This window comes from Cyanobacteriota bacterium (assembly GCA_025054735.1).
In the GTDB taxonomy this organism is placed as follows: Bacteria; Cyanobacteriota; Cyanobacteriia; order SKYG9; family SKYG9; genus SKYG9.
On sequence record JANWZG010000076.1, the window covers coordinates 1 to 11,374 of the forward strand.

The 11,374-nt window shown below is 48.7% G+C and carries 9 protein-coding genes and 2 tRNA genes; 1 reads left to right on the forward strand and 10 read right to left on the reverse strand.

Annotated elements, in window-relative coordinates:
• Positions 1 to 92: 92 nt before the first annotated feature.
• The 10 genes from NZ772_05520 to NZ772_05565 all read right to left on the reverse strand — a co-directional run bounded on the left by NZ772_05520 (position 93) and on the right by NZ772_05565 (position 9,046).
• Complete coding sequence (locus NZ772_05520; GenBank protein MCS6813019.1) at positions 93 to 1,061, reverse strand: ABC transporter ATP-binding protein; 969 nt, start codon at positions 1,059 to 1,061, stop codon at positions 93 to 95.
• A gap of 227 nt (positions 1,062 to 1,288) precedes the next feature.
• Positions 1,289 to 2,035 (reverse strand): Uma2 family endonuclease, encoded by a 747-nt coding sequence (locus NZ772_05525; GenBank protein ID MCS6813020.1) that lies wholly within the window; start codon positions 2,033 to 2,035, stop codon positions 1,289 to 1,291.
• Positions 2,036 to 2,090: 55 nt separating this feature from the next.
• The gene (locus tag NZ772_05530; GenBank protein ID MCS6813021.1) at positions 2,091 to 2,741 is read right to left on the reverse strand and encodes an ABC transporter permease; all 651 of its coding nucleotides are present in this window, start codon (positions 2,739 to 2,741) and stop codon (positions 2,091 to 2,093) included.
• Between the two features lie 48 nt (positions 2,742 to 2,789).
• Complete coding sequence (locus NZ772_05535) at positions 2,790 to 4,784, reverse strand: FAD-dependent oxidoreductase (GenBank protein MCS6813022.1); 1,995 nt, start codon at positions 4,782 to 4,784, stop codon at positions 2,790 to 2,792.
• Positions 4,785 to 5,097: 313 nt separating this feature from the next.
• Positions 5,098 to 5,169 (reverse strand) — tRNA-Thr (locus NZ772_05540).
• A 52-nt stretch (positions 5,170 to 5,221) separates the two neighbouring features.
• Positions 5,222 to 5,306: transfer RNA gene (locus tag NZ772_05545), tRNA-Tyr, on the reverse strand.
• Between the two features lie 159 nt (positions 5,307 to 5,465).
• A complete protein-coding gene (locus NZ772_05550) occupies positions 5,466 to 6,212 on the reverse strand; it encodes a Stp1/IreP family PP2C-type Ser/Thr phosphatase (protein MCS6813023.1) in 747 nt (248 codons plus the stop codon).
• Positions 6,213 to 6,252: 40 nt separating this feature from the next.
• A complete protein-coding gene (locus NZ772_05555) occupies positions 6,253 to 7,977 on the reverse strand; it encodes an AarF/ABC1/UbiB kinase family protein (protein MCS6813024.1) in 1,725 nt (574 codons plus the stop codon).
• Between the two features lie 159 nt (positions 7,978 to 8,136).
• Positions 8,137 to 8,466 carry a hypothetical protein gene (locus NZ772_05560; GenBank protein MCS6813025.1) on the reverse strand — a complete coding sequence of 110 codons (330 nt, stop codon included), beginning with the start codon at positions 8,464 to 8,466 and terminating at the stop codon, positions 8,137 to 8,139.
• Between the two features lie 409 nt (positions 8,467 to 8,875).
• Positions 8,876 to 9,046: a hypothetical protein gene (locus NZ772_05565; protein ID MCS6813026.1), complete on the reverse strand. Its 171-nt coding sequence runs from the start codon at positions 9,044 to 9,046 to the stop codon at positions 8,876 to 8,878.
• A 237-nt stretch (positions 9,047 to 9,283) separates the two neighbouring features.
• Between NZ772_05565 and NZ772_05570 the strand changes: the two genes are divergently transcribed.
• On the forward strand, positions 9,284 to 10,855 hold the full coding sequence (locus NZ772_05570) for a M48 family metallopeptidase (GenBank protein ID MCS6813027.1): 1,572 nt from the start codon (positions 9,284 to 9,286) through the stop codon (positions 10,853 to 10,855).
• Positions 10,856 to 11,374: the final 519 nt, after the last annotated feature.

An 11,374-nucleotide genomic window follows, 5' to 3' on the forward strand; every position in this document is an offset into this window, starting at 1 on the left:
TGCGACCGGCTGATTACAAATCAGCTGCTCTACCAACTGAGCTACACCAGCAAGCAGCTACTATACTAACATCTAAACCTGACAATCATCACCTACTGACTGGTTTGGATGCCCCGTTGTTGGAGTTGGTTGACAAAAAACTCTTCGAGGGAGAGGCGATCGCGACTCATACTAATCAATTGAGCATCCATCAGTTTGAGGCTAGCTAAAAACTCGCAGGGATCACCCAAGAGATGACCGTGCCAGTGACCATCATGCGAGGTTAAATCAGGTAGCCATTGCATTAAAACTTCTGGGTTACCGCCATCAATAGTGACGCGATAGCGATTGTCGCCTATAAGGACTTGATTAATAGCTCCGGTGTAAATCAAATCTCCTTGTGCCAAGATAGCGATACGATCGCAGATCTGCTCCACATCAGCCAAGATATGGCTGTTAAAGAAGATTGTTTTACCTTGAGCCTTCAGAGACAGCACAATTTCTCGAATCTGGTAACGTCCTAGCGGATCTAAGCCAGACATTGGCTCATCTAGAAATACAACTTCTGGGTCGTTGATCAATGCCTGTGCCAAACCCACCCGTTGCAGCATTCCCTTAGAATATTGCCGGAGTTGTTTTTTGTGGGCTGTAGCTGATGACAACTTCACCAGATCAATTAGCTGGGGAATGCGCTGTCGCTGTACATCTGAGGGAATTTGAAACAGACCCGCTGTAAATTTCAGCAATTCCCAAGCTGTAAGATAGTCATAGAAGTAGGGATTTTCGGGTAAGTAGCCAACACGCTGACGAACAGCTCGATCGCCCAATGGCATCCCTAACAGAGAGCCACTTCCCCTAGTAGGATTCACAACGCCTAGCAAGATTTTTAATAGTGTAGTTTTGCCTGCACCATTTGGCCCTAGCAGACCAAACGTTTCTCCTTGAAATACTTCAAGAGAGAGATTTTTCAGAGAAATAACAACTTGATTTAACCAGAAGCCAGTGCGATAAGCCTTGTGTAAATTGGTAACTTTAACTACTGCTAGGCGGTCATCTGTTGTCGAGTTAACCTGTGCTTTCATCACCGTCATGTCGAGCTACTACCTACCAGCACGTTTTTTTTAGACCACTGATGCCTTTACAAGCCATATCATGACTAACAGTTCACCTGAATGGAATATCGTACCGGATGATCTGATGTTAACTGTCCGCCATTCTTTGTAGTAGTAATCATGCCAAAAGATTCCTGCTCTCAGCAGTGCCGAAGTATAGCATCTAGTCCAGATCAGATGGGTGTAAGTTTGTTAAATTAAATCTCTTCGCCCAATTCACGTAGACGCTGGGCCAAGTAATCAGCTCGCTGGCGCTCGGTCTCAGCCCGCTGGCGCTCGGTCTCAGCCCGCTGGCGCTCAGTTTCAGCCCGCTGGCGCTCAGTTTCAGCCGCATCCAGATAACGCTGACCTCGGTGATCATACCAGCTCAACACTTCCCGTGCTAAGGGGTCAGTGGGCAACACACAGCGTCCAATACCTAGACCAACCTCTGGCATCCAATATGGTTCACCAATTTGAAGTTGGTAGGTTCCATTCACAAGCTTATAAACCTCGAAGGGGAGTTGACCATCCCTGCGCCAGAACTCTGGATTGTAAACGACATAATACAGCACGCCTAGCTTGGCATAGATAGCCATCTTCTCGTCATATTCGCCGCCCGGTGTATGAGACACAATTTCCACCACTAGGATGGGCGGAATGTAGTTTTCTTCCCAGGTAACGTAACTGCGACGAGACTTGCCTGCTTTGCGACGAGGTACGCCAAGGCTCAGGAAGCCATCGGGTACTACAGGAACTCTGGGATTATTACCAGTGGTGTGATAGATGCCCATATCAACGGCAAAGTACCAATCTTGGCGATCGCGCCAGATATGGTTCAACAGAAACAACAACAAGTTAGGAATCCAATTTTGGTCTTCATTATCCACAGGTGTATCATCCGAGTCAGGCAATTCCTCACTGCTAGGTAACTCTTGATGCAATGTCAGATCAGGAGACAGCATAGGGGTAACTCCAGCCAAGAATAATGGTGAATTGAATGTGCCTATACTCTAGCTCTTATCTAGGCTCTGTATCATTGTGTTGAACAGTGAGTCGTTGCTCTAACCACCCGATCGCTAAATCGGCACCCAGTGCTAAAAGAGCCGCAGGAACCGCACCTGCCAAGATCAACTGATTATTGACTACAGCAATGCCACGAAAGATGAACACTCCTAAACCACCCGCACCGATCGCAGGAGCAATAGTAGCTATGCCAATAGCAATCACTGTTGCTACCCTAACCCCAGCGAGAATCACTGCCGTTGCCGAGGGTAGCTCAACTTGTAGCAGGAGTTGGTGGTCAGTCATGCCCATCCCCCGTCCAGCTTCTCGCACGGCTAGATCTACTCCCATAATGCCCGTATAGGTGTTGCGAATGATAGGTAATAGGGAATAAAGACAAAGGGCAACGATCGCTGGCGTATTACCAATACCACCTAGCAAGGGCACTGAAAGCAGGAAGCCAAACATTGCGAGGCTAGGAATAGTTTGTAACACATTGGCAGTACCCAGAATAGGGGCTGATAGATAGGGTTGGCGGGTAATCAGGATACCGAGGGGGATACCTAGCAGTAGGGCGATGATCATCGCAATACCTACTAGCAGTAGATGTTCCCCAGTTCTCACCAAAATCTCAGTCCCGTAGCGCAGCAGAAAAAAGTCGCCCATAGCACGTGGCTGATCAGCATTCCAGAGATATTCACTTAAGCTATCGTGTTATTGCCACTCTGACCAGTCGTTATTAAAAATGGAGGTGTTTGGGAAGGCAATAGGATTTCCTTGCTGAACTAAGCGTTTTTGAAGTTCCTCTAGTTTAGGTTCTGGGCGAGGCAAGTCATCCACAAGCTGATAGGGAGGAATACCCTCTGTGAGTGCAAAGTCTGCTGTTACCCCAGCAGCAGCGCCAGACGACCACTCAAAGCTATGCACCCGGTAAGAAGCAGCCGCAATCGTACTAGTTGCGATCGCCTTCCCCGCCACCAACAGATTATCAATCCGCTGGGGAATCATGGCACGCAGTGGTATCTGGTAGGGATAGGCAACCTTGCCACCAACTTCTGCCCGGCGCACACTTGCTCGCTCTGTGTTTCCTGGCTTTTCAGGAGGATGTTCCGTCATGCAGGGATGAAAGTCGATCGCGTAGTGCCCAATGCCCACTGAATCGGGATAAATGCTAGCCCGGTGGCGCAACCGTATTGGCTCTAGTGGTTGATTACTTTGAATGCGAGGAATCGTTTCTATGCCACTAAGAGCAACACCAAGACTACGATAGAGGCTCGGCGGCAATTGTTGGTAGTAGGTGTCTGCAAAGGGATTCTGGGTAATATCTACTTCATGGATAGTGAACCCATCGGGATGGCCCCAAGCAGGCCGACCAATAATTCGCCGCACCTCTCGCATGTAAGGATATTTAGACAATCCGTGCGCAGTGCCCATGGGCGACTCTAGACCTGCTAGGTAGCGATAGCGCGGGTCTGGCTTTTTCACACCCTCTCCCAATTGGGAATCAGTAGTGCCTGCTACTAGCCAGTAATAGAAGCCGATCGCAGCCTCTTCTCCCTTGCGGAGGGTCTCTACTCGCAATCCTCCTAACCATCGCCCTGGTTGCAACTGCCCACTGGCCTGAAGTTGATTACGGCTCAAAATCAGGTTATCCTTCGCGGTGCCCGGTCGATAGTCGTTACCCCACGTCCAATTCTGCATCGAAATATCCCCTGGAGCCGGATCCATAACCCCAAACCTGCCCATAGGTGCTTGCTGTCCAGGTGGACTGTAGATGCGGCGATAGGTGAACAGATCCTCAACACGGGCAAAGCGGGACTGCTCAAAGCTGTAGTAAGGGGCATATTGGGGATAAAAATCGGGCATCGTCTGAGGCTGAGGATCTGCCATGGCCTCCATAGCAAACGTGTAAGTAAAACCTTGGGTGCAGTAAGGAAAGGGAGTTTCGCTAGCAGCAGATGGTTCCCAGGGCGATCGGGCATCAATACCTAGGCGGTAAGGCACATCGGCTAAGGCAATCAGTTCACCGGTCTCTGTAGCATCAATTACATACCATGCTGGAATGTCCGGCGATCGCACCCTATCAGGGGTAGGTGGCTTGGGCACTAGTCGGATAATGGTCTTCTGGAAGCGGGATGAGTCAGCATAGGTATAAGCATCAGTGATAGTCTGTGATAGTGGTTCGGTGTTGAGTGGTGGTGTATTGGGTTGAGGACGGTGTTGAATGGCAATCACCCCTTGAATTTGCTCGCCACCGGCAGTTGGTGGCCCTCCCACTTGGGCAATCTCCAGCTCTTTAATGACCGTATTGGGCAGCCAGATCAACGTGCCGCCACCCTTAACTTCAGCTTCCTGTAACTTTTCCCACAAGACTGCATGTCCATCACGAGGTAAAAAGCAGTGACTACTAACCCAGCAATTGCCGGGATCCACACCGCCATAGACAGCTAGGATGCGATCGCGAAAGGATAAGTATCCACGAGCAAAGAACAAGCGACGACGCTGAGTTGGGCGTTCATCCAATGCTGAGGTACCCTGGGACGAAATTTGTCCACCTACCCAGTCAGTAATCTCTGTCATGCAGACTGTTCGCCCTGCTAACAGCCCTTCATAGGCTGCTGCTGATCCAGCCAAGCCGCCCCCTGCAATCAACAGCTCACACTCAAGGGTTCGGTCGAGGCGAACTGGAGCAGAATAGGCAGGTGCCATACTGGTGCTAGCTGTCACTAGAGCTAGGGAGAAAAATCTGATAAGACCCTGAAGGTAGGGGTTACGATTGCAAACCATTACGGCGGTAAGACAACAACCGACCCTATTCTAGTGTGTAGGCTGCAAGGGTTGTGTGAATGCGAAGAAAAGGTTAGAACTTGATAGCAACTAGCGCTAGCAGTCAGGGTTTAAACGCTTATTACAAGTACCCTGGCTAGTCTATCTCAAAGTGTGAAGTAGCCAGGTAAGTGAGAAACTCTGAGTATGAGCAAACCTAACGTTTTACCGCTGACATCATTTAACTGAAACCCAAAGCCCGTATCGAGATTTGAACTCGAGGCCTCTTCATTACCAATGAAGTGCTCTACCCCTGAGCTATACGGGCACTGTGACTGTCACTACATGCAACTAATATGCAACTGACAATTACAACCGTGTGGTGGGCCGGGCTGGATTTGAACCAGCGTAGGCATAGCCAGCGGATTTACAGTCCGCCCCCATTAACCACTCGGGCACCGACCCATCAAACTCACGATTAGTTATCATAGCACGATCATGCCAATGACTTGGAAATGCCGTTCATTAATCTAGTGAAACGTCACAGCTCAATTCTAAGATAGCGTCTTGCCCTGTAGTAGAGGCTTCAGCGCCAAAGTAGTGACTTACTGTAAACTCTAAAGCTCAACTATCGGCGTTGCTGAGACCGTAGATTGCAATCACAACAACCGTAATGTTGTCGCGCCCTCCCTTCTCCTTTGCCGCATTCACCAGAGCGACGGCTGCTTTCTCACAAACTCGAATAGATTTGAGGCTAGCAGCGATCGCCGTATCGGCCAGTTCTTCAGTCAGTCCATCACTACAGAGTAATAGCCGATCGCCAGCCTGCACTTCAAAGGACCTCACATCAATCTGAGCCAAGTCTTCTCGACCTAAACACTGAGAGAGCACATGTCGATAGGGATGCACCTTAGCCTGATCAGCAGTGAGTTCTCCTAGCTTGAGTGCCCGTGCTACCCAAGTATGGTCTTCAGTCAGTTGCTCTAGGCGAGAGCCGCGTAATCGATACAGTCGCGAGTCTCCCACATGGCCGCACCAAGGCTGGTCATTTTCTCTGAATATGACCACGACTGCTGTTGTGCCCATATCAGCTCGCTCAGGGTGCGATCGTTGATCCTGAAGAATGGCCTGATTAGCCTTCATTAGGGCAGAGTAGAGTAAATCAGGAGAACTTTCAGAACTGTCCCAGTTAGCCTCCAAATAGTCTCGAATTGTCTCAAATGCTATGCGACTGGCTTCTTGTCCACCAGCATGACCGCCCATACCATCGGCCACGATGAAAAAGCGTCCCTGAGGGTCGTTGTAGTATGCATCTTGGTTTACGGAACGGACTAAACCTGGATCCGTTAAACCGGTGAAGAGCCGCTTCATACGTTCGTTGGTCGTGACTGCCTAAAGAAATTACCAGATACTACGGGTTTTTTTCATACCGATCAAGACGAATTAACAAGCGAATCAAGGCAATTGCGGATACCAATGCAGCCAATGCAGAAACCGCTGCCAACCAAACCATGCCATTCACAACTAAAACGGTTGCTGATAATGTAAACGTGCCCACTAACAACGTATAGTTAGTGCCCATATTGACATTACCTAGGCGACGGATTAGTCGGTCTGTTTCGGTCGATCGAACCCGAACTCGAATATCACCCCTATCTAATTTATCTAGTGTATCTTCAATTCGGCGGGGTAATGCAAGAGCTGTGTTACCAACTTGTAATGCTTGACGACTTAACTCGTTCAAAAATCCTGCTTGGTTAGTGGAATTGCTGTCGTTCATAAGCTGAAGTGCAAAAGGTTGTGCAACCGTTACAAAGTTAAAATTTGGATCTAAACCTTGACCAACGCTCTGGAGGGTTGAAAATGCCCGCATGACAAAGGTAAAGGTTGCAGGGAAGCGAAAAGGTCGTCCGTAGGCAATTTCGTAAAGATCGTCAATAATCTCATCGATTGACTGCTCTTCAAAGGAACGATCCATAAAGTTATCTAACATGTACTGAATAGAGCGCCGCACTGGCCCCATGTCTTCTACGGGTACAAGGGCATCTAGATCGATTAGCGCCCTGATGATGCGATCGGCATCTTTTTGGGTAATCCCAAACATGGTTTCTACTAATTTTTCTCGCGTAATCGACTTTACGCGGCCCATCATACCGAAGTCATAGAAAATCAAGGCTCCATCAGGAGCAACCGCAATGTTACCAGGATGGGGATCAGCATGGAAAAAGCCATTGCGTAAAATCTGTTGGAGATAGGCTTCAGCACCTCGATTTGCGATCGTACGTCGGTCTAAGCCTGCTGCCTCTAACGCATCATACTGACTAATTTTGATCCCCGGTAGGTATTCTAGTGTCAATACCCGGCTTGAGGTGTAACGCCAGTAAACACGAGGTACCCTTACCCAGTCTTGATCTCGAAAATTGCGACGGAACTCGTCTGCATTACGTCCTTCATTCAAATAGTCAATTTCTTCATATAGAATCTTGTAGCATTCTTCATAGATGCCCATCCATTCAATGCCTTTGGCCCAGTCGGGTGGATTTTCCTGGAAACGCTGGGTAATAACTTTTAAGATAGCTAAATCAATCTGGAATAACTGCTTAAGTCCGGGCCGCTGAATCTTGACGACGACTTCTTCACCAGAGTGCAGCTTTGCCCGATGCACCTGACCCAGACTGGCGGCTGCTAAGGGAACGGGATCGAAGCTAAAAAATAGCTCGTGGACTGGCTTACCGAGGTCTTCTAGAAGGATTTTCTTAGCTTGGTCATAGCTAAAGGCAGGGACTTGATCCTGCAACTTTGCTAACTCATTCACATACTCAGGTGGCAAAATATCGGCGCGAGTAGAGAATAGCTGTCCCACCTTGATAAATGTAGGTCCTAAGTTTAGGAGTGATTCTCGTAACCAGAGGGCTTGGGCTTTGCGCCGAGCAGTTTTTTTTGCATCGGTCATGCCGCCAATGTAGCTCCATCTGCGACTATTCAGCCAGGACTCAACTAGCAGCCGCAACACAACTGACCAAATATCAATGCGACGACGCAGGGGAGAGTAGTGTTCTCGGTTCCAGCGGTAGATCTTAGCAGGCTGAGGCTTTGCTAACGACGGTTCAAGCGTGAGTGACGATTCTGTGGTCACTAGACGATCGTTCGGTTGAGGAATGGAAATAGACTGACTAGAGACTGACACGTGATACTCAGCAACTATTCTTTATGGATGAAAACTTAGGGCAGTAGTCGAGGATTAATCTACCTCAGCCGTGGGGTTAGGGTTAACGATCGCGAATACAGTCATCAGCTAGGGGTTAGATGACAGGCGATTTCGGTATTGCTGAAGTTCTGAGCGCAAGCGAGCAACCTCAGCACGAAGGTCATCGATCGTTGCCTGAAGATCGGCTGGGTTATTGACTGTAGCTAGGTTGCTACTGCGAGTGCCTACGGCTGCTGACTCTGCTTGGTTAGCTCTGGCGATAACTTGCTCAGTAAATTGACGCAGACGTTCCCGTTGTTCAGCGTCAAACTTTCCCAACTCGCTAAGGACATCGGTTAGTGTATGCTCAAGCTGTTCTGCGATCGCCTCTGCTAAGGCTCTACCCAAAAAGAAAGAATGCAGCAAGGGGTTGCTCATAATGAATCCTTAACAATTGCAGGTTAGTTGCACAAGTTGTCGAGTCCGAATGTTGAGTCCCAAAGAGTTAAGTCTGAGAACAAAACATTCAGGCCAACACAATTACGAACTGTAAAGGATTATAACGTCTCTATTGACTCTATTGGTTCAGTGGATAGAGCGCTAAACCAAACTAACCGAGTGGATATTTACGTACAGTTCGTCCACTAACACTAGGTCAAAGCTAGCAAAAAACCCCATGATCAACAGCACTAAGTATTAATAGCGCTAGGTACAAGTAGTACAAGTACCAGTAGTGCTAAGTATCAGTGCAAGCATTAGCATTGGTCTTGCCGCTATCAGCAATTGTTAAGGACTGGTTCCAGCAATATTAACGAATACCAGTATCACGAAGCTATTCCTAGTGATATTAGCTTCCATGGTGCTTAGGTTGCTTTTTACTGGCAGGCTTGCCTAGGGTGGACTTTGGCTCAATCTGGGCGATCGCCTCTTGGCTAGCACTTTGAAACAACTCACTAAGGACAAGCCAGTCTTCTTGACTCAAGGGAGCAACATTAGCGTTATCTGAATTAGTTACCATACTCATGACCGTGCATTGAACGTCTACACCCCTAATGTTCCAGTCTGCGATGGGAAATTCCGGAACCCACGGCCTTACCTTAAGAATTGGTTAGGCTTAATTTTTATCCACCAGAGTGGAACTTTCATGCTGGTGCTGCGACAATACACCCATTATCGTTACCTAGTACCCGTACAGCCAACGTTGAAACTAGTGGTCGCTAGGCGTTGGTCAGACCACATTCCCTTGAGGTGATCTATGATACTGCGTTTAGGATGGAGTCGTTGGCGATCAATTTATAAACTTCACGCTGCCTTGCAGCGACGACTAGTTGCTATTGGTTTAGCGCTGTTGACCTGTGTTGCGATTCTCTGGGTGCAACTGAAACCTACGGTTGCGATCGCGCCGCCGTCACCTACACCAGATGGTAATCCTCAAGATGTCAAGCCTAATTCTCCTCCACTGGGTGAACCATCGGTATCAGCGCAGGATCTGCGTTTCCAGAAGCTGATTGAGGCTGATCGCTTGTTTCTAGCTGGTGATCGAGCGGCAGCAGCAGAAATTTATCGCTCTGTTAAGCCAGACTTTGCACCAACCAAGGTGTCCACATTGCCTACTCCCTTTACGGATCCAGAGCAATTATCACCCGCAGGTCGAGTATTCTGGCGTGAGGTGCAGGATGGGTTGGCACGAGGGCTAGAAAGCAAGGCTATAGTGGGGTCGCGACTATTGGTTGAGCGAGAGCCTAACTTTATTCCTGGGTATGTGCGGCGGGCCGAAGTGTTGCAGAAGTATGACACAAAGGAAGCAGCACTGGAGGTGTTGGAGCGGGGTGTGTCGCTATATCCCAATGAACCGGAACTGACTAAGGCAAAGGTGGCGCTGCTGGTGGATATGGAAAAGTGGCTAGAAGCTTCGATCGCTGCTCGTCAATTTGCCACACTGAATCCTAATCATCCCGATGCCCCAAGTTTAGCGCAGCAAGCTGAGCAGTATTTTGGGCGCTTCCAAGGTGCCTTGCAGGAGCAAATAACGGGAAACACAATCGCGGGCATCCTCACCGGAGCCTTATCCTACGCGGTGACTGGTAGCATTTTTGGCCCGCTGAACGCTTTGCAGACCTTGGCCTTTGTGTTGCAAGGTGAAACTGGCATGGGAACTAGTATTGCCGAAGAGTTACGCCAACAGTTACCCATGGTGGATGATCCAGATATTCTCAACTACGTAGACACGGTTGGACAACGATTAGCGCGGTTAAGTGGCCGTAACGAGTTTGACTATCGGTTCTATGTGGTCAATGACCCAGATTTGAATGCCTTCGCCTTGCCGGGGGGCAAGATTTTTGTTAACTCTGGTGTTATTTTGAAAACCGAGTCTGAGGCAGAACTGGCAGGTTTGCTGGGCCATGAGATTTCCCATGCAGTCTTATCCCACAGTTTCCAAATCATTACCCAGGCAACGCTATTGGGGAACTTAGCGCAATTGCTTCCCCTAGGTGATACCTTGGCAACTTTGGTACTTTTAGACTATAGCCGAGAGATGGAACGGCAAGCCGATATTTTGGGTACTCGTGTGTTAGTGTCAGGCGACTACGCAGCGGATGGTTTGCGGAATCTCATGGTGACTGTAGCTAAGGAAAATCCTGGCGCGCCTATTAGTTGGCTATCTACCCACCCAGTTACCACGGATCGAGTTGCTTATCTAGAAGCATTAATCCAGCGCAGTGGATACAATCGCTTTGCTTTTGAAGGTGTGGAACGTCATCGTCAAATTCAAGCGCGGGTAAAGGCTCTGTTGCCAGAGAAAACAGACAAAAATTCCTCAAGCTAGGTACAGCCCTGTCCTTGGTTCCTTTACGCAAGTACAGGGCTAGGTGGTGAGAAGGCAGTCGGACTCCGCTATGCTTGACTAGAAGTATGCGCAGCCAGGGCTATTTCTCCGTCTTCCTCAGTTTAGCTCTGCCCCAGCGCCTCCTCCCCTGTGACCAGGGCTAGGCCTAACAAGACTTGTGATTTTGTATTTGCTTGCTGCTGCCATCTGCTACCACAAGGGTACTACCTTGCCAGCTTCTACATCCGCTACCCGATATAGCTGTACATCTGACTGTTCGTAGAGTAGGCATTTCTGTCCTAGATCATCACTGAAGGTGATGAGGTAGTCGTGACTATTAACTAATTCGTCATTACAAACTAGGATGCTCTTCTTTACAAGTGTCTCTTTCTAATCTGGGATGACTGTACTCCTTACCGATATGGTTGTAGTCTAAAAGGGCATGATGGTTTCTCCAATCCCTAAGCGACCAGCCAGACCAGGAGCAATGGGTATGAGCATGATAGCCATCAGGAACAG

Excerpts from the sequence above, each read along its gene's own strand:
- NZ772_05520 (MCS6813019.1), bottom strand. The coding sequence starts at position 1,061 with ATGAAAGCACAGGTTAACTCGACAACAGATGACCGCCTAGCAGTAGTT.
- NZ772_05525 (MCS6813020.1), bottom strand. The coding sequence starts at position 2,035 with ATGCTGTCTCCTGATCTGACATTGCATCAAGAGTTACCTAGCAGTGAG.
- NZ772_05530 (MCS6813021.1), bottom strand. The coding sequence starts at position 2,741 with ATGGGCGACTTTTTTCTGCTGCGCTACGGGACTGAGATTTTGGTGAGA.
- NZ772_05535 (MCS6813022.1), bottom strand. The coding sequence starts at position 4,784 with ATGGCACCTGCCTATTCTGCTCCAGTTCGCCTCGACCGAACCCTTGAG.
- NZ772_05550 (MCS6813023.1), bottom strand. The coding sequence starts at position 6,212 with ATGAAGCGGCTCTTCACCGGTTTAACGGATCCAGGTTTAGTCCGTTCC.
- NZ772_05560 (MCS6813025.1), bottom strand. The coding sequence starts at position 8,466 with ATGAGCAACCCCTTGCTGCATTCTTTCTTTTTGGGTAGAGCCTTAGCA.
- NZ772_05565 (MCS6813026.1), bottom strand. The coding sequence starts at position 9,046 with ATGGTAACTAATTCAGATAACGCTAATGTTGCTCCCTTGAGTCAAGAA.
- NZ772_05570 (MCS6813027.1), top strand. The coding sequence starts at position 9,284 with ATGATACTGCGTTTAGGATGGAGTCGTTGGCGATCAATTTATAAACTT.